General features: G+C 71.2%; 9 protein-coding genes. 7 read left to right on the top strand and 2 right to left on the bottom strand.

The window, feature by feature from the left end:
* Positions 1-8: 8 nt before the first annotated feature.
* Together NR792_RS38175 and NR792_RS38170 are read left to right on the top strand one after the other, a co-directional pair.
* Entirely contained in the window at positions 9-932 is a 924-nt protein-coding gene (locus tag NR792_RS38175) for a diiron oxygenase (RefSeq protein ID WP_375757607.1), read from the top strand.
* A gap of 116 nt (positions 933-1,048) precedes the next feature.
* On the top strand, positions 1,049-4,954 hold the full coding sequence (locus NR792_RS38170; protein ID WP_375757606.1) for a hypothetical protein: 3,906 nt from the start codon (positions 1,049-1,051) through the stop codon (positions 4,952-4,954).
* A gap of 75 nt (positions 4,955-5,029) precedes the next feature.
* Here the strand turns inward: NR792_RS38170 and NR792_RS38165 are convergent, their stop codons facing one another.
* Together NR792_RS38165 and NR792_RS38160 are read right to left on the bottom strand one after the other, a co-directional pair.
* A complete protein-coding gene (locus NR792_RS38165) occupies positions 5,030-5,635 on the bottom strand; it encodes a hypothetical protein (RefSeq protein ID WP_375757605.1) in 606 nt (201 codons plus the stop codon).
* A 78-nt stretch (positions 5,636-5,713) separates the two neighbouring features.
* Positions 5,714-7,816, bottom strand: a complete 2,103-nt coding sequence (locus NR792_RS38160; protein ID WP_375757604.1) for a BTAD domain-containing putative transcriptional regulator — start codon at positions 7,814-7,816, stop codon at positions 5,714-5,716.
* Between the two features lie 358 nt (positions 7,817-8,174).
* Between NR792_RS38160 and NR792_RS38155 the strand changes: the two genes are divergently transcribed.
* The 5 genes from NR792_RS38155 (at position 8,175) to NR792_RS38135 (ending at position 18,892) form a co-directional block, all read left to right on the top strand.
* Positions 8,175-10,391, top strand: coding sequence for a glycoside hydrolase domain-containing protein (locus NR792_RS38155; protein WP_375757603.1), 2,217 nt, complete (start codon positions 8,175-8,177; stop codon positions 10,389-10,391).
* Entirely contained in the window at positions 10,304-11,080 is a 777-nt protein-coding gene (locus tag NR792_RS38150; protein ID WP_375757602.1) for a hypothetical protein, read from the top strand. Before NR792_RS38155 ends, NR792_RS38150 begins: the two co-directional genes overlap by 88 nt.
* 101 nt (positions 11,081-11,181) lie before the next feature.
* Complete coding sequence (locus NR792_RS38145; RefSeq protein WP_375757601.1) at positions 11,182-14,865, top strand: hypothetical protein; 3,684 nt, start codon at positions 11,182-11,184, stop codon at positions 14,863-14,865.
* Positions 14,862-15,401: a DUF1318 domain-containing protein gene (locus NR792_RS38140; RefSeq protein ID WP_375757600.1), complete on the top strand. Its 540-nt coding sequence runs from the start codon at positions 14,862-14,864 to the stop codon at positions 15,399-15,401. Before NR792_RS38145 ends, NR792_RS38140 begins: the two co-directional genes overlap by 4 nt.
* Complete coding sequence (locus tag NR792_RS38135; protein WP_375757599.1) at positions 15,395-18,892, top strand: hypothetical protein; 3,498 nt, start codon at positions 15,395-15,397, stop codon at positions 18,890-18,892. The genes NR792_RS38140 and NR792_RS38135 overlap by 7 nt, the downstream gene beginning before the upstream one ends.
* Positions 18,893-19,024 lie beyond the last annotated feature (132 nt).

Here is a 19,024-nt window from a genome sequence, read left to right as displayed (position 1 = left end):
ATTGATGAATGCTCAATCAAACCCCGGAGTACCAGTCCTGCATCCAGAGTTCAGAGCGGGTGTCCTGGCGCATTGATGAGCTGTTGCCCAAGGACACCGTGCTCGACTTCAGCCACCGGTTCCTCTCGGATGCGCTGACAGGCACGGAAGCCATCCCCTTCCTGAGCAAGGAGGAGCGGCTGACGCTGAATCACATCCGCTCCAACAGCTACGCCCACCTGTTCCTGTTCCTGGAGGAGTACGCCGTCGCGCTGGCCGCCCAGCGCGCCGGCCTGGAGCTGCACGGGAACGCGACGCACATGCGCGCGCTCCTGCGCTTCACCGAGGAGGAGCTGAAGCACCAGCAGCTCTTCTCGCGCTTCACCGGCGCGTTCGCGAAGGGGTTCAAGGTCGCCCCGGCCCTGCTCGACAACCAGGTGGAGGTGGCCCGGGCCATCATGGCGAAGTCGAACCTGGGGGTGCTCATCTTCAACCTGCACATGGAGCTGATGACCCAGCAGCACTACCTGGAGACGGTGCGCGGGAACCAGGACGAGGCGTTGGACCCGCTGTTCTGCAACCTGCTCAAGCACCACTGGCTGGAGGAGGCGCAGCACACCCGGCTGGACTTCCTGGAGGCCCAGAAGATCCTCGCGGAGGCGCCCGACGCCCTGGACGCGGCCCTGACCGAGTACGCGGAGCTGCTCCAGGCGCTGCGCGGGACGCTGAACGCGCAGCTCGCGCTGGACCTCCAGACGCTGGAGAAGGCGGTGGGGCGCACCTTCACGCCCGCCGAGCGCCAGCAGCTGTCCGAGCTCCAGGAGCGCTCGTATGTCCATGGCTTCATCGGGATGGGGATGAAGGCGCCCCTCTTCCTCTCCCGCCTGCGCGCGCTCTCCCCCGTCGCCGAGCAGCGCGTGCTGGAGCTGGCCCCGACGTACTACTGCGCCTGAGGCGGATTTCGCGGCGGTGACGAGCGGCGTCCGGGCCCCACGCCCGGGCGCCCGTCACGCCGCCGTCACGCCTGACATCCCATCGTCCCGCGCAGCAGCTTGCTGAAGGGACGACCATGAATCCGGATTCACGCGGTATCGAAGCAGAACGGTCCGCTCACGCGGGCCGCCGGCGCTGGCTCGCGGGCGTGATGGCCGCGCTGGGCCTCTGGGGTTGCGGCGATGCCGCCTCCACCAGCACCAGGGCCCCCGAGCCCACCGCCAGCCTCCAGACGTCGCAGGAGGGCCTGACGTGCGCGCCCGACGACATCGCCAGCGGTGAGTGGGCCTGCACCGGCCAGTTCACCTACAGCCTGGAGTGTTACGCGCAGCAGGCCTCCGCGGCGTGCGGCGAGGACATCACGCCGAAGACGTGCACCACGTATGGCACGTGCCGGCACGCGGACTTCGGAGAGGAGCGCATCACGAAGGAGGTGGTGCAACCCCGCCTGGGGCGCTCGTGCGATTCCCTGGCGCAGAGCTACCTGAACGCGACCGTGCCGGTGGCCGAGGACCGCGTGGGCGTCACCTGGTTCTATCTCATCGGCGGTCCGCCGCCCGTGGGCGGTCCTGTGGGCGGGGAGCACTGCTACATCACCTATTCCAACTACCCCACCGGCCAGTTCGAGCTGGGCACCGGGCCCCAGTGCGCTCCGGTGGAGTCCGCCTGCACCGTGGCCTGCCAGAACCCGAAGACGTGCCAGGTGAACGGCGCCTGGGTGACGGACGCCGCGCAGTGCGGAACCATGGTCGGCCCGTGCGGCGAGGGCAGCGGCCCGAAGCTCTACAACCTCTGCCGGGACGCGACCCATGGCCTGGCGCCGGACGCCGACTGCGGCCCGGGCTTCACGGACACCCAGGCGCCGGGCAATTCCACCCTGGCGCAGGTGCAGGCCCAGGCCGCCGCGCAGTGGACGGCCTCCGGCAGCCAGGGCGCGCCCGTCCATGACGCGCCCATCACCTGCTCGGAGTGCCGCCGCACCTTCTCGCTGCCCGAAAAGGAGCTGAAGCGGCGCATCTACGCGGCCATCGCCATGTCCCGGCAGCAGCCCAAGCTGAACCTGCTGGCCGGCGCGGCGTACACGCTGGCCCGTGACAACCCGGCGCTCACGCAGGCGGAGCTGACCGCGCACCTCAACACGCTGTCCGCCGCGCTGGGCACCTACGCCTTCGACCCCGCGACCGACGGCGCCGGCCCCATGGTGCACGTGATGCTGCGCATGCTCACGAAGGCCGAGCCCACCCTGCCCACCACCACCGCTCCCGGCCGGGCGCTGCGGGCCCACGCGCGGGCCCTCCTGGCCAGCATGGAGAACGGCCTGGACACGCCCCGGGGGCTCGGCGCCACCTCCTCGCAGGTGGAGCGCTACGCGGAGGCCACGGCCTTCACGGAGGAGACCTGGAGCAAGCTGTATGACCTGGCGCAGGGCAACGTCGCGTTGGCCAGCGCGCTGAACAACGGCGGCATTGGCGCGGGCGTGGGCCTGCACACCACCCACACCACCGATGAGATGCTGGACGTCAACGCCCTGGGGCCCCTGAAGGGCTTCGTCGACGCTCACCTGGTGAACGGCCGGCTGGTGACGACGCCGGACGAGGCACGCGCCTTCGTGGGGACCGTGAGCACCGAGGGGCTCGGCACCGCGCAGGCGTACTCGGACATGCTCAACGACTTGAACCTCGCGGAGCAGGCGTACCGGGCGAAGCTCGAGCTGAAGAAGCCCACGGGGGCGGCCTCCGCGGCGCTGGCGGCCGTGGATGCCTCCGCGGAGGAGCAGGCGCTCAAGGACGCCATCGCGCAGGCCAAGACGCGCGGCACGCAGCTGAAGGATCGGCTCGACGGCGTGCGTGGAGGCGTCACGGTGGGCCTGGGCCTCCTCGCGCAGCTCTTCAGCCTGGATGGCTCCAGCCAGCTCGCCAGCGACATCGTGAAGCTCAGCAAGGCGCTCGACACCACGCTGGAGGCGGTGGCGAAGTACGCGGAGAGCTCCGTCAAGATCGCGGAGAAGCTGACCGGTGCGCTCAACCTGGGCCAGAAGGGCTTCCAGATCATCAGCGCCACGGTGTTCAGCGGGCAGCTCATCAGCGCCGTGTTCCAGCTCTTCTCCCTGCTGCGCAAGCCGGCGGAGCCGCCCATCGAGCAGGTCATCCTCGCGGAGGTGCGCAAGCTGCACCAGCTGGTGGAACAGGTGCAGGTGCGGATGCTCAGCCGCTTCGAGCGGGTGGACCGCAAGCTCAATGACATCCACTCGGACATGCTGGCGCGCTTCGCCCTGGTGGACTGGAACCTGGGCCAGGTGAACCAGAACGTGGAGGAGGTCCAGCAGTCGCTGTACGCGCTCCAGGCGAACCTCAACCGCGTGGACCAGAACATGTACGCGTACTTCGAGGACATCAAGGACGACTACTTCAAGGCGTCCGCGGGGCTGTACCTGGGCTGGAACCAGCGCCACCCCGTGCCGCTGGACTACCTGCAATTCGCGACCGCGGAAGGGCACTTCTACCAGTGGGGTGTGGATGACGCGCAGAGCTCCGCCATCCTCGCGGGCGTCGACGGGCGCGGCTCCAGCACCGCCATCAGCCCCGTGGACGAGCTGACCGCCAGGGCCCTCACCCACAACATCAACTACCTGCGGGAGTTCCCCTTCCAGCTGGGCCAGTCCATGCTCGCCACGGAGCGGCTGTCCAGCCCCAAGGACTGGATGGCGGGCTCTGAAGCGTACGCGCGGCTCTTCGAGGAGCAGCCCGTGCATGGCGCCGCCATGCTCAGCACGCGGCACGGGGAATTCATCACCGCCGGCACGAAGCTGGACACGGCGCTGACGGGCATGGGCAAGCCGCTGTTCACCGCGCTGCACACGCGCTACCTGGCGGACTGGGGCGCCCTGAAGACCGCCATCGAGGATGCGCGGGTCGAGTGGCGCGACAATCCCAACGGGCCCCTGTACGGCGTCGACCCGTGGGGCGTCCCGGAGCAGGTGCCCACGAAGCACTATCTGAAGCAGGGGGAGAAGCCCGTCCTGCCGTGCGCGGGCGGCCAGTGGGGTGACTACAACGGGGACAACAAGCCGGACACCCCGTACATGGACCCGACGCCCTGGACCCACGACGTGCTGGGCCCCTTCCTCATCGCGGACAACATGAACGTGGGCGAGGCGACCATCGACCTGTGCGGCGAGGGCAGCTGGCAGCTCTACTCCGAGGTCCCCACGGGACTCGGCGGCACCTATGAGCGCAAGTACCGGCTGCAGTCCAAGGTCTATGTCCGCTTCACCTACTCGGACACGGACACCAACACGGTGAAGTCGGAGAAGCTCTACAGCTACATCTTCACCGGCGGCCAGGAGTTCACCATCGTGATTCGCGGCGTGGACCGGCCCACCTACAACCCCAACAACACCGAGAACCCGCAGGAGTGGATGGCGAAGCAATGGCTCCACGTGCTGGGGAACATCACGCCCACCCGTGGCCCCCTGCCGAGCACGCTGATCACGGAGCTGCGCCCCAAGGTGATCCAGGCGCTGCGGAACCAGCAGCCGCTGTTCTACGCCTCCATCGCCCTGCGGATGGCGCAGGACGGGGACCCCCTGCAGGTCCAGGCGAAGCGGCTGACGGGCACGTGGCTGGTCTGGCAGTCCTACGTGGCGCTGGCGCTGCCTTTGTCGGTGGAGCACGACGAGCACCTGCGCGGCATGCTCTACGGCAGCGACTCGGTGCTGTCCGGCCACGACACGTCGCTGAACCTGGAACTGGTGCCGGTGATGGACGACGTGCAGGACATCTACGACCTGTTCAGCCAGACCGATGATCCGCCGGCCGACAACATCCTGACGCTCCTGGACTCGACGGTGGCGCTCCGCGCGGACCGGCTGAAGGCCACCGTGGAAGCCTCCCTGGACGCCCAGGCCACCTCCGGGGGGCCGGAGGCGACCGCCTGGACGGAGGCGACGCTGCTGCGCCTGCGGCTCAGCCTGCCGCAGTGACGCGGACCGCGCGCCTGAAGCGGCGCTGAAGCAAGCACGGGCCGCGGGGAGACTCCCCGCGGCCCGTATCGTTTGTCAGAGCACGCCCGCGGACGCCTTCGCCTGCGTCTTGGCGAAGACCTCCCGCAGGCGCGTGGCGACCTTGGGCATCACGTCCTCGAAGGCCAACTCGGTGGACTGCCGCAGGGCCTCCTGTCCCGCGGCTGCCCCACCCAGCCACGCCGAGGCCGCCTTGCTCTTCTGGGACTCGCCCTCGATCAGGTCACTCACCTGGACGGCGTCCTGGCTCCCCCGGGAGCGCACCGTCAGCTTCAGCTTCGACACGAAGCCACCGCCGTTGACGTCGAAGAACTGGATCTCCGGGACGATGAGCACGTCCGCGTCACCCAGGTCGTCAGGGCTGGAAGCCTCCTGGACGGACTGGAAGACGGTGCCCATCATCTGCGGGAAGCTGCGCGTGAGCGCTTCGCCAATGGTGATGTTCCAGGTGTGCGCGGCCCCCAGGACGAAGTAGCTGTCCGAGTCGATGCGCGCCTTCTGCTCGGGTGAGATGAAGTAGCGCGCACGCAGCGCCAGCGGCGTCCCCGCGTTGGACATGGGCGCGGGGCTCGGCCGCACCTGGTGGGTACAGCCGACGAGCGCGAGCAGCGCGAACAAAGGCAATACAAGGGTCTTGGGCATGGCGGCTTCATAGCCGACGCCGCACACCTCTTCCCATCGTCCGAGAGAATGAGACGCCCCGAGCAGCCCCGGGGGTCTTCATGACCCTGGGGCCCGGATGCCCGTCACGCCGGAGCGGCACCGCGCCTCGGCGGCCCGGGCCTGCACGGCGTCCTCGTGCTGCCCCAGCGACTGCATGAGGGCCGCGGCCCGCGCGTAGTGCTCCGCCGCCAGCTCGGGCGGCAGCACCTGCTCCTCGGAGCGCGCGGACGCCAGCAGGTGTGGCAGCGCGCGCTCCGTCCCTCCGGCCCCGAGCCAGTGGTGCGCCAGCAGGAGGGAAGGAGCCCCTTCCTCCTCCAGCACCGTGGCGAGCCGGGCGTGCAGCGCGCGCTCCTCGCCGGGCCCCATCCCGGCCCGCACCGCCTCCATCACCAGGTCGTGGCTGAAGCGCTCGCCCATCAGGACCTGGGCCGCCTCCAGCTCCGTGAGCGCCTCGTGCGCGTCCGCCGGCTTCACCTGGAGCACTCCGGGCACGAGCGAGGTCCGGAAGAAGGCCCCCGCCAGCGCCGCGAGCCGCGCGCACTGGAGCGCCAGCGGGGACAGCCGCTCCAGGCGCCGCTGGATGAGGGGGCCCACGCGTCCCGGGGGCGGCAGCCGCTGGGGCCATTCCCGGTGCAGCGAGTCCGTCTCCAGCAGGTGCTTCAGCGTCTCCACCACGTACAGCGGGTTGCCGCCCGTGTAGCGGGCCAGGGCCTCCACGTGCGCCTCCGCGTCCCGCAGCCCCATGCCCGCCACCATGCGCTGGACGTCCTCGTCCGTCAGCGCGTCCACCTCCACGATGCGCGCCAGCCCCGCCTCGACGAGTCCCGCCACGTGCGTCCTCGCCTCGGGCGCCAGCTCTCCCCGGCGATAGCAGTCGATGAAGCGCAGGCTCCGGCCGCCCCCGGGAGCGGCGTCCGCCAGCCGGGAGAGCGCGTAGGTGAAGGCCCTGGCGCTGGCCGGGTCCCAGTACTGCACGTCATCCGCGACGCTGATGTCCTCGTGCTCGTGGAGCAGCTGGAGCGCCGCGACGATGGCGTCGTAGAAGCGCAGCATGCCGGCCTCGGAGGCCAGGGGCGGCAGGAGCCGCGGCTCTCCCAATTCGGGGAGGATGCGCGACAGCTCGGTGCGGACCCAGTCCGGCAGCTTCACATCCGGCCAGCGCCGCAGCTGCGTGCGGAAGGCGCGCGCCTGGGAGGCGAACGGCACGTCCTGGTCCCCTGCCCGCGCCTCGATGCGCCCCCAGCGGCCCTGCGTGGCCGCGAACTCCTCCGCCAGCCGCGTCTTGCCGCTGCCGGGCTCGCCGGAGATGAAGAGGAGCTGGCCCGCCTCCCATCCGGCTTCCAGCTGCCGCCACGCGGCCTCCCGGCCCACGAGCACCGGCGGGCGCAGCACGGACAGCGGCAGCGCGGAGCGCGTGCCCGGAAGGGAGCGGGGGCGTGGCGCGGCCTTCTCCACCTCCCGCACCAGGGCGAGCGTCTCCGGCATGGGGGTGACGCCCAGCTCCCGGTCCAGGACGGTGCGCAGGTGTTCGAAGGCCGCGAGCGCGGCGCCCCGGTCGCCCTGGAGGTAGTGCAGGCGGATGAGGTGGCGGCCGGCCTGCTCGGATTCGGGCTCCTGCCGCGCCCACGCCTGCGCGAGCCCCAGCGCGGCGGTCCAATCGCCCGAGGCGGTGAGCCAGGCGATGCGGGCCTCGCGCGCCTCACGCACCCAGCCATCGATGCCCGCGCGGGCGCCGTCCAGCCAGCGCGCGAGCTCCGGGCAGTCATCGAAGTCGAAGCCCGCCAGCAGCGTGCTGCCTTCGGTCCCGACGGCCTCCAGCGCCTCCGCGGGAGCGCGGGCTTCGGCGGCGGCCTTGAGGCACGCGGCGTCCACCGCCGAAGGCGAGACCAATGCCAGCCGGTCGGTGTCGCCCTCCACCAGGGCCTCGTCCCCCGTGGCGAGCCGCAGGCGGCGCAGCAGCTGCCGCAGGTTGCTTCGCACCGTGGTGGGTGGCGAGTCCGGCCACAGGAGGGCGGCGAGCGGGAACTTGGGCGAGGGGCCCTGCAATGCCAGCCACGCCAGCAGCGCCGCGGTGCGCCGCTCCAACCTCACCCGTTGACCGTCGGGGCCGCACAGCTGCGCCAGCCCCAGGACCCGCACCCGCCATTCACCGCCAGCCACCGGAGCTCTCCCAGGCTTCGCGCCGTCATTCGAACGGCGCGCACCTTACTACCGGCGTGCCCATGCCCAGACGGTCATCCCGTCAGGAGACCCAAGTCCTTGCACGCGGCAAGCATCCCCAGGGGGAGGACCTCCATCATCCGCTGTCACTGTGATGGGCCGTCTGGCGCCAGACGTGGGAGCAGGCCGCCGTCTGGCACCCGCGGTGCGCCCCTCTCTTCTGGGAATGGCAACGTCCCCCACCAGACAGGCCGCAGGGGGCTGGTGGGCCTGGGTGATAGGCCATCCGGGACGTCTGGAGCAGTGCACTGTCCGTGCGCATTCATTTCCCATGCTGGGTATTCGACAGTGTTGCCTCGTGTTGCTGTCTTTGTCCGTGGGCTGGCCGGTGTTCGCGGCCGGCCCCGCGGTGTGGGGCGAGGGGATGATGGTGAAGGTCCGCCCCGACGACACCGCGCCCGGCGGCAGCACCGAGGTGCGGCTCACCGCCGCGCGCAACGAGTTCGCCTCCTTCCAGGTGGCACTTCACGGCGGTGAAGCCGGCCTGCGGGGCGTGCGCGCCCGCCTGCCCGCGCTGGAAGGGCCGGGGCTGATCACGGGGCCGGACGTGACCCTGTACCGGCAGACGTACCTCACGACGCGGCAGCCGTCCGTGCCCGGGCAGCCGGCGGGGCGATGGCCGGACGGGCTGGTGCCGGACACGGACGAGGTCGCCCGGGAGACGCGCAATGCCTTTCCCTTCGACGTGCCCGCGAACGAGGCGCGCGCCCTCTGGGTGGACGTGCACGTGCCCCAGGATGCGCCGCCCGGCGAGTACACGGGCACGGTGACGGTGGAGGCGGACGGAGGCTTCCAGCGGCAGGTGACGGCGAGGCTCACGGTAGTGGACGCGGTGATGCCATCCACGTCCTCGCTGTCGACGGCGTTCCTGCTGGCGCCGGTGCAGGTGTGCCGCGCGCACATGGGCCGCAATGACTGTTCTTCCAAAGAGCTGCAACCGTTGCTCACGCGCTACCAGCAGCTGGCGCTGGAGCACCGCATCACGCTGCCCAGCATCTTCCTGCGCGCGCCCTGGCCTCCGCCGTGGACTGACTTCGACGCGGCCTGGGGCCCCTACCTGGATGGCACCGCGCCCACGCGGCTGCCCGGCGCGCGGATGACGAGCCTGGAATACGAAGGCCCGCTCGTCGCCGAGGACCTGCGCGACTTCACCGAGCACATGGGGGAGCGCGGCTGGCTGGGCCAGGCCTTCGTCCAGATTGGCGACGAGCCGCCCTACGGTTCGACGTTCGAGGAGGTGCACGCCACGGGAGAGCTGGTGCGGCAGGTCGCGCCCGGCCTTCGCAGCATGCTGACGACGAACTCCATCCAATTGAAGAACCACGGCCTGGGGCCCCTGGTGGACGTCGTGGTGCCGCTGGTGAACCACCTGGACGGCACGGAGCCGGGCTTCGAGGGGGACCAGGGCGCGACGTACACGGAATTCCTCTCACGTCCCGGAACGGAGCTGTGGACGTATCAGAGCTGCATGAGCCACGGCTGCGGGCCGGGGAGCACCATGCCGGAGAACCAGCCGGGGTCGGGCTGGCCGTCGTACCTGGTGGACCGCTCGGCGGCGAAGGCGCGCGCCATGGAGTGGGTGACCTTCCTCCACGGCGGGAAGGGTGAGCTGTATTACGAGACCGCGGGCATGCTCCACACGGCGTGGACGGACCAGTACCACTTCAATGGCCATGGGGACGGGACGCTGTTCTACCCGGGCATCCCGTCTGTCATTGGCGGGCTGACGCACGTGCCGGTGGCGTCGCTGCGCCTGAAGCTCATCCGCCAGGGCATGCAGGACTACGAGTGGCTCAAGGCGGTGAGCGACGCGGGTGACCCGGACTTCGCGCGCAAGGTGGCGCGGGAGCTGATTCCCACCGCGTGGCAGGTCCCGGACGACGGCGCCGCGTTCGATGCCGCGCGGCTGCGGCTCATCCAGCGCTACCAGGAGCTGACCGAAGGCAACCTCTCCGCGCCGCGAATGGGCCCGGCTCCGGCTCCGGCTCCAGTTCCAGGCCTGGTGGAGGCGCCCGCCCCGGAGGAACAGGTGGCGCCGGGCACGCCCGCGGCGGTGGGCGGCTGCGGTGCGGGCCCAGGGAATCCAGCGGCGGTCGCGGGAGGCCTGCTCTGGGCGGCCTGGGTGCTGGGGAGGGCACGCCGATCCCGGCTAGACTCCGGGCATGAACCTCGTCCGTGGCATCGCCCTTCTCGCGGCCGCGCTGTCGCTGCTGTCCGGCTGCGCGACGCTCGACACGTCGAACCTCACGCCGTACTGCCGCGACCGGTACGACGCCTGTCTCAACAGTTGCCAGCCGCGCGGCCAGCCCGCATCGCGGCAGCCGCCGGACTCCGTGCAGGGCAATGCGGAGCGGCTCACGCCCGACACCCAGACCCCGGGCTGCGTCGACACCTGCAACCAGCAGGCGAAGACCTGCGCCTGAGCCCATGGCCCCGGAACGCTACGAGACGCTGGACGGCTCGACGCCGGACGTCACTCCGCTGGCGGCGGAGGTCGGGCTCAAGCAGCCGCTGAGCGCCTTCACCCTGCTGGAGGGAGGCGACGTCTTCGAGTCGCGCGCAGGCCGTCCTCCCGCGGAAGGCCCCGCGAAGGCCCGCGCCTACGTGAGCGCGAAGCTGGAACTCAAGCCGTACGGCGCCCCGGCGGCGCAGGTGAAGCGGGTGCAGGAGGAGATTGCCCGGCAGCTCGCCGGGAACCTCCAGCTCATCGCCCGGCTGGAGGCGGCACGGCCCCTGACGCTGGAGCTGATTCCCCCCGGGCACACGCTGGCGAAGTACGGCTATCCCCGGGCGGTGTCACCCCAGGCGGCGGGCCTGTTCTGGGACCACCCGGACTGGCCCCGGGCGCGGATTGCCCTGCGCCAGGACCGGCTGGAGTCGGAGCAGTACCTGGTCTTCCACGAGATGGCGCACGCCATCCAGGGGCTGGCCTTCACCCAGAAGGAGAGCGAGCTCATCTACCGCACGATGCTTCGCACGTACCGGAGCCGCGCCGCTGTGGACGAGGTGTTCGCCATCTACAGCGAGCGCGAGTTCGTCACCGGCGTCTCCGAGCACGACCTGCGCACACCCGGCGTGTACGGCATGGCCCGTCAGCGGTGGAACGAGGAGCACCTCTTCACCCGCTTCGTGCGCAACCTCTACTTCCCCTACAAGCCCCTGGCGGGCGGCACCGCGGGAATGACTTCGTCCAGCTTCGGTTGAAGCGGCTCCCGGGCGGCTGGCCCGCGCGAGGCGTCCTCGGATTGAAGCCCGATTCCGCCGCATGGTAGGAGGAGGCTGGCCGGTCGCCTCGACGGAACAACATGGACTCCCCCGGTGCTGGACGGCCTCGTCGGCGATTGACGCGAATCATCGCGGGCGCGCTCCTGATCATTCTCGCGACGTTCGTGCTCCTGCTGGCCGCGGTCGTGACCGCGTTGCACCACCTCGGCCATCCCTGGCTGAAGCCGCGCATCGTCTCCCAGGTGGAAGCGGCCACCGGCATCCGGCTGGACTACCAGACGGCGCGCATCGACGTGCTCTCCGGGCTGCGCCTGGAAGGGCTGGTGGTGTGGACCCCGCCGCCGTTCCAGGCCGTCGCCCCCGAGTTGCTGCGCGTCGGCACCCTGGAGGCGTCGTGGTCGCCCGGGGCCCTGCTGAAGGGGCCGGTCCGGGTGGAGCGCGTAGGGGTGCGGGACGCGACCGTCGTCCTGGTGGCGGATGACACGGGGACCACGTCCCTCACGAACCTGACCGGACCGCCGGAGCCCGAACCGCTCGATGAAGTCCCTCCCGGACTCTCGCGGCAGGTCGCGGACCTCTTCGCCTCCCCGCTCCCCGTCGCGAACATCGAGCTGTCGGGCGTGTCGCTGACGTACCTCCGCGTCCAGGACGGCGCGGTGGTGGACCGCTGGTCGCTGCGAGGGCTTCAGGCCGGAATCGAAGCGAAGCCCCAGGACCAGGGCTGGAAGCTGCTCGCGAACCTGGGCCAGTCCGGGAAGCCCCTGGCCCTGGCGCTGAACCGCGAAGGCCCGGCCGTTCCTTCCGCCGAAGCCCTGCTGGAGCTGGCGCTGGCGGTGGAGGCGGACGCATCCACGGCTCACGTGAAGGTGGACCTGGACGTCGCGAAGCAGACCTTCGATGCCCGCTTCACGCTCCGCTCGCTGCTGCACGGCGAGGTGACGGCGAAGTTCGACGTGACGAAGCAGCTCACCACCGTCGAGCTGGACCGCACGCGGCTGACCGACAGCACCGAGGTGCAAGCCCAGGTGGTGCTTCCGGACTCAGCGGAGGTCCCGCCCGTCCTGACGCGCGCCCTGGCGGACGTGGACCTGGGCCGGCTGCTGCAGTGGATCCCCGCGGACCTCGTCCCGTTCACGCTTGAGAGCGGCAAGGTGCACCTGGAGGCCCAGGAGGTCACGCTCAGCGACGTGCCCCAGCTGGGAGCCCAGGGCCGGGTCGGGCTGGACGTGGACGTGGCGCGGCTCCTCTTCGTCCAGGAGGCGCTTCGGGTGGAGCTTGGCGGTGGACGCATCTCGCTGGCGGCGACCCCGGATGCCCCTCAGGGACTGGCCACACGGCTCACGTTCGCGCTCCAGGGGCTCGACGTCGGGGGCCCCACCCCGCTCCGCGTTCCGAAGGCCTCCGGCGAGCTGACGGGACGCCAGCTGCGGCCCGACCTCTCCTCGCCCTTCCGGGTGGCGGGAGACGCGGCGCTGTCCGCCAGCGTGGAGACGTTGGACGTCCGAGCCTCCGGGCTCCGCGCGACGGCGGAGCGCCTGGGCCTCCAGCTCCAGGTGCCGCTGACGGCGAAGCCTCCCTTCGCGCTGAAGGCGGACCTGCCCGTGGGGACGCTCCGGCTGGTCACCGCGGACGGCCGCGAGGTGCTGAAGGGTCCCGCGCGCGTGCAGCTCCACGTGACGGAGGCCTTTCCCACGATGGAGGAGCCCCGCCTCAGCAAGGCCCGCGCGCGGCTGGAGCTGGACGTGGGCACGCTGCACGCGTCGCTGGAGGCCACGAAGGGGACCGACGACGTGGCATACACGCTGGACGTGCGGACGCCGGACCTCGTCGCGGCGCGGCCCTTCCTCCCGGATGACGTCGCCGCACGGCTCCCCTGGAAGCAGCTGGCCGTGACGCTGGCCTCCCAGGGCAAGGTGACGGCCCTCTTCGCGCCCTCGCCTCGCGTGGACCACCGCACGGAGCTGAGCCTGCAACGGCCGGGCTGGGATGACGTGTCCGCGGGCAGTGCCGCCATCGTGTTGCGTTCGCAAGGGGATGACTGGAAGCACAAGGGGGACCTGGACCTGCGGGTCGAAGCGCTGCGCATCGGAGCGACCGACGCGGGCGTCCAGCACCAGACGCTGACGTTCGACGTGGACCGCCGGAACCTCGCGCTCCAGTTGGGGCTCACCGGCCACACGGGCCTGAAGGTCGCCGCGAACGCGGCGCTGGCGTTCAACCGGAAGGCCCACGCGCTCCGAGTGGACGTGACGGGCGACTTCCCGCCCCTGGGCCCGCTGTCGCCGCTCCTGGCCAAGGCGCGGGTGCCGCCGGAAGTGGACCCCTCGAAGCTCGCGATGACCGGCGAGCTGCACGGCACCCTGACGGGCCTCATCACGCACCTCGGCTCCGACGGCACCTTCCGCCTGGCGCCCATGCCCCCGCGCGCCGCCAGCTTCGAGGGCAAGGCCCACGTGGACCTGCGCGGCGTGCGCTGGAAGCAGGCGGACCAGACCATCAACGTCCCCGCGCTGCGCTGGCAGGGCGAGTCGCACGCCGAAGGCTCCAAGCGCACCGTCCGCACGACCCTCGCGGTGGAGAAGCTCACCGTCAGCATGAACGAGCGCCGGCTGACCTTCGCGGACCTGTCCAGCGACAGCACCGCCACCTTCACCGACCAATGGGAGAAGGGCGACATCGAGCTGAAGCAGCTCGTGAAGGTCCGCTCGCTCGAACAGAAGCCGGCGCTGCCCTACCCCGTCCAGGACGTGGAGGCGTCGTTCTCCGTCCTGCGCACGCCCGCTGGCGTCATCCGCATCCCGGACCTGCGGCTGTCCAATGGGGGCACCCGGACGCAGCTGAAGATGCGGGGCCGCCTGGACCTGAGCAACGAGCAGCAGCGCATGGGGCTGCGGGGTTCGCTGGAGCAGGACCTGGCCCACCTCGCGCGCCCGGGACAGCTGGAGGGCAGCGGCAAGGCCACGGTGGACTTCCGGGTGGCCTCGCCCGACCTGAAGGTCTTCCGCACCCGCTCCAGCCTCAAGCTCCAGGACGTGAACGTCCGGATGCCTGAGTCCGGCATCGCGGTGGAGGCGCTCAACGGCGACGTGCCGCTGACGGAGAACGTGGAGGTGTCCCCGGACGGGGTGCGGCTGTTGAACGACCTGACCGTCAATCCGTACTCGATGCTGCGCTTCGCGGATCAACACCCGCTGCTCACGAGCAGCGGCTTCCTGTCCGCGGACCGCATCACCACGCCGTGGGTGACCATCGCGCCGCTGGCGGGCAACCTGGCCATCAACCAGAACGTGTTCTCCATGAGCCAGCTGGAGATGGGCGTCCGGGGAGGCCGCATCACCGGCCAGTGCATGCTGGACTATCAGGGCAAGAACTCCACGCTGGAGGCCCACGTGCGGGCAACGGGCGTGAAGTCCTCGCGGGGCGAGCCCTTCGACGGCAACGCCGCCATGGTCATCTCCGCCCGGGACCGCAGCATCAACGGGCGCGCGGAGATCCTGCGCATCGGCAACCGCCACCTGCTGGACCTGCTCGACCTGGAGGACCCGCGCCACACCGACCCCGCCACCAACCGCGTCCGCTACGCGTTGAGCCTGGGCCATCCGGAGCACGTGCGCGTGAGCTTCAAGCAGGGCTTCGGCAGCCTGCTCATCACCATGGGCGGCCTGGCCCGGCTGGTCAGCATCAATGAGATCCGGGGCATCCCCCTGGGCCCCATCGTCGACCGCGCCATCACCACCATGTTCCCTCCGGAGGCTCTCCCGTGACACGCCGTGGATTGCTGCTCATGGCCGCCCTCGCCGCCCCCGGGTGCATCAGCGCTCCGGAGATCGTCATGGTGGACCGCGCCACGGCGCTCGAGGAGCAGGCCGCGGGCTCATACAAGGACGTGGAGCAGCGGCTCGCGCGAGCGGGCATGAACCCCACGCCGGTGCCGCTGACGCCCAACCAGCTGGAGGACCTGGGCATCCAGCCCCCGCCGCTGGTGGAGAACCTGGGCAAGACGCAGGCGGACCGCGTGGACGACCTGGTGCGGCGCCACTGCGTGGGCGAGGGCAAGGACGGGCTCCTGGTCGTCACCCGGAAGCAGTGCACGGCCGGGCGCGTGTCGGCGGACGACGCCGCGCTGGTGGAGCGGGTGAACCGGGCCCGGCGGCAGCTGTGGCAGTGGATGCGGACCGTGCGCCCCGGCGTGGCGGAAGAGACGCTGCGCCGCAACTGGCACCAGGCGCACGCGGAAGGGGTCGTCTGCGGCGGCTGGGTGGAAGCCGCGGACGGCACCTGGGGAGAGAAGAAGTGCTGAGGCTCCGAGCCCCCTGGGGAGCCCCCTGGGTCCTGGCCCTCGCCGTCCTCGTCGCGAGCGGCGCCTGGGGACAGGACGACGAGAACGACGGCGGCATGCGCCTGCCCGAGCGGCTCACCGTGGGCATGGGGGACCAGTTCCTGGGGCAGCTGGGGCCCGACGAGAACTCGCTGCTGTTCGTGTCCAACCGGGACATCGCGACGGAGATCTTCATCCAGGACCTGGAGAAGGGCCGCGAGCGCCGCCTCTTCGACGAAGGCGCGGACGTGACGTGGCCGCGCATCAGCCCCGACGGCAAGCAGCTGCTCTACATCTCGTTCCGCACCCAGGCCGGCGGCCAGCTCTGCGTGCGCGAGCTGCCGGAGGCGAAGGAGCGCCGCTGCCTGGAGGAGGAGACCAGCGCGCTGCAGGCGGAGTGGATCGACGACACGCACATCGCGCTGGTGAGCCGCGCGACCATCCAGGGCGACCTGCGGCTGTCCAAGGTCGCGCTGGAGGCCGGATGGCACGTGACGCCCCTGCTCGACCGCAACCTGACCAGCCCCACGTTCTCTCCGGATGGACGCTGGCTGGTGTACGTCCCCGTCGAACGCTCCGTGCAGCAGGTGGGCCCGGGCTTCGCCGCGAGAGCCGCGCCGCATCTGGAGGCCGTCCGGCTGGATGTCCCCGGTGCGGCACCCGTCCCCATGGCGCTCGACATCCCGGGCAAGACGGGCCAGCCGGTGTTCGCGCGCGACGGACGCTCGCTGTACGTGGTGCAGTTCTTCACCGACTCCAACGGGGACGGGGTGATTGACGCGAGCGACAGCGGGGTGCTGTTCCGCGTGCCCTTCTCACCCGAGCGCGACGACGCGCCCGCGCAGGCCGCAGCCACCAGCCCGGACCAGCTCACCAGCGAGGCGTGGAACTGCGAGTATCCCTCCCCCACGGCCGCGTCGCTCATCACGACCTGTTCCCGGGGCCAGTCGCTGGATGTGTATCAACTGCCGCTGGATGGCCAGGTGCCCGGCGAGTGGGACGTGCCCCGCCTCAATGAGGAGCTGGGCATGGTGGGCCGGCGGGCGGATCAGCTCCTCCTCTACCGGCAGCGGCTGCTGCTCGAAAAGCGACCCAAGCTCCGCCGGCTGCTGATGATGCGCCTGAGCCACCTGCACCTGGCCTACGGCGACTTCGACGCCGCGGACTTCTACGCCCGCCACATGCACTCGGTGAGTGACCCCGCCACCGCGGGCTTGTCGGAGCCGCTGCGGCTGCTCATCGCCCACCGGCGCGCCCTGAAGGAGCGCGACCGGGGCCGCATGGTGGACGAGCTGCAGGAGGCCGAACGCCAACGCATGGCGGCGCTGGACCCGGCCGCCGCGCCCAGTCCGCCCTCCGCCGTCTATCAGCACGTCATTCGCAGCGAGCTGGCGCAGTCGGCCGGCGACTTCACGCTCGCGAAGCAGGAGCTGGAGGCGGCCCGGCTGACGGACACCACGCCGCGCGCGGTGCTGGAGGCCTGGTACGAACAGGCGGACGCGCTGTACCGCGAGTTCGATGACCGGGAGGCGCTGGCCGCCGCCGGCCTCCAGCTCTCCCGGAACAAGGTCTTCAAGGAAGATGATCAGCTCGACTTCGCTCGCGCCGCCGTCCGGGCGCTGTACCGGGGGCGCCCCTACGCGGAAGCGGACGCCGCCATGGCCCAGGCGCTCGCGGCGGAGCCCGCCGGGACTCCGTATGCGTTCGCCCTGGAGCTGGGCCGCCACGTCAATGCGTTGCACGAGGAGCGCCCTCCCCGCCCCGTCCGCGACGCCCTGGTCGCCTTCTACAAACAGCAGCAGAACCCGCTCCGCCGCCGCATGGTGGTGCAGGACACCGCCGAGCGCGCGGCGAGCCTGGGCGCCGACGGCGTGATGGAGGCCCTGGCGACGCTCTACATCGACGACACCCCGCCCGGCACAGAGGAGCGCCGCCGGGCGGAGCGGCTGTTCCGCCGCGCGCTGCTGGGCCGCGCCTACCGCCGCATGGGGCGGGACCGGATGGACGAGGCCCGCGCGGACTTCGACCTCGTGACCCGGCGCACGGGCTCACTGGAGAGCGCCGTCGAGTCCATGAGCCTGCGCCTGCGGGCGGGCGTCGCTCCGGAGGTGGTGATGAAGGAGGTCACCACGGAGGTGCCGGGCAAGGCGAAGTCGATCACGCACTTCGTGAAGGCCTACGTGACGACGCGCCGGCTGTCCAAGCTGGATGACGACGCCCACGCCCAGGCGGTGAAGACCGGCCTCGCGGAGCTGCGCGCGGCATGGCAGGAGCTCAAGAACCAGCGCGAGGTGCAGGCCCTCATGGGAGCCATCCACCACGAGGACTTCCTGCGCGGCCGCAACCCCGCCGCCGCCGAGCGCGCCAACCGGCACTACCTGGTCGCCCTGGACCTGGTGCGCAACAACCCGCGCTACAAGGCGATGATCCTCGGCGCGCTGGGACTGCTGCACACGCAGGTGGGCAACTACCACATCGCCCTGGGCTATCTGGACGAGCGGGACAAGCTGCCCTACGTGGACAGCGCCGCGGGGCTGTCCGTGGCCCTGGCCCGGGCCCGCGCCCTCCTGCACGTCAACCGCGAGGCGGAGGCCGCGCAGTCCGCGGAGAAGGCCCTGGCCATGGTGGAGGCCGCGCCGAAGCTGGCCCGCTTCATCCCCCTCGTCATGGATCGCGCGGCGCTCTACAACCTCGCGGCGGGCCGGTTCGAGCAGGCGCTGGCGCTCTATGACCGCGCGCTGCCGGGCATCGAAGCCGGCCCTCGCGACGAGGCGGGCCTGCGCAACCGGCTGGTGCTGCGGCTGGCCCGCTGCGCCGCGGCGCTGGGCGCGGACAAGCCCCAGCGGACGCTGGAGGACCTGGACCAGGTGGACCGCGACCTGGCGACGCCCGCCGTGCAGGCCACGCTGAAGCAGGCGCACGCCACGCCCGCGTTCGTCCACCGCGCGTACCGCATCATCGCCGCGGGGCTGCGCGCCAACGCGGAGACCCGGCTCGGGCGCATGGACGCCGCCGCCCGCGCGCTGGAGCAGCGGCGCGCGCTGTTCCTGGAGCAGTTCGACGAATCCGACCGCGACGAGGACATCCGCGCGGTGACGCTCGCGGAGCTGCGGCTGGCGGAGAACGCCGTGGACCGGAGGAATCCCGAGCAGGCGGCCCGGTGGCTGGGCAAGGCGCTGGAGCACGCGGACTCGCTGATGGCGCGCACCCACGCGCCGGTCGATACGGGCCAGCTGGACGTGCTCTGGTTCGCGGCGCAGCTGCAGTCCGAGGACCCGACGCGCATGCCCTTCGACGTGCCCCAGCGCATGAGCCAGGCACGGCGCACGCTCATCGAGCAGCGCGACCCGGCGTGGCGCGCCTGGCTGGCGTGGTTCAACATCTACCTGGCGCTCAGCGGCACCGAGGGCTCCCTCCCGGTCGCCGGGGAGAAGCCAGGCCCGGCGCAGGACGCCCGGAGCGCGGCCGAGTAGCGGCTCGAAACACATTCGGTAACGCGCGGGACATTTTCGCGGCACATGGCGGGAGCACCTTGCACCGTGTCAGCCCGGAAGCCCCGGGCCTGAGCGGCACGGGACTCCGTGAGGGACAAACCCCTCCCAGTC

It is taken from the genome of Corallococcus exercitus, assembly GCF_042231735.1.
GTDB lineage: Bacteria > Myxococcota > Myxococcia > Myxococcales > Myxococcaceae > Corallococcus > Corallococcus exercitus_B.
The sequence above is the reverse complement of the archived record's forward strand: the minus strand, read 5'-3'. Positions and strand labels throughout refer to the sequence as shown.

Excerpts from the sequence above, each read along its gene's own strand:
- NR792_RS38175 (WP_375757607.1), top strand. The coding sequence starts at position 9 with ATGCTCAATCAAACCCCGGAGTACCAGTCCTGCATCCAGAGTTCAGAG.
- NR792_RS38170 (WP_375757606.1), top strand. The coding sequence starts at position 1,049 with ATGAATCCGGATTCACGCGGTATCGAAGCAGAACGGTCCGCTCACGCG.
- NR792_RS38165 (WP_375757605.1), bottom strand. The coding sequence starts at position 5,635 with ATGCCCAAGACCCTTGTATTGCCTTTGTTCGCGCTGCTCGCGCTCGTC.
- NR792_RS38150 (WP_375757602.1), top strand. The coding sequence starts at position 10,304 with ATGGCCCCGGAACGCTACGAGACGCTGGACGGCTCGACGCCGGACGTC.
- NR792_RS38145 (WP_375757601.1), top strand. The coding sequence starts at position 11,182 with ATGGACTCCCCCGGTGCTGGACGGCCTCGTCGGCGATTGACGCGAATC.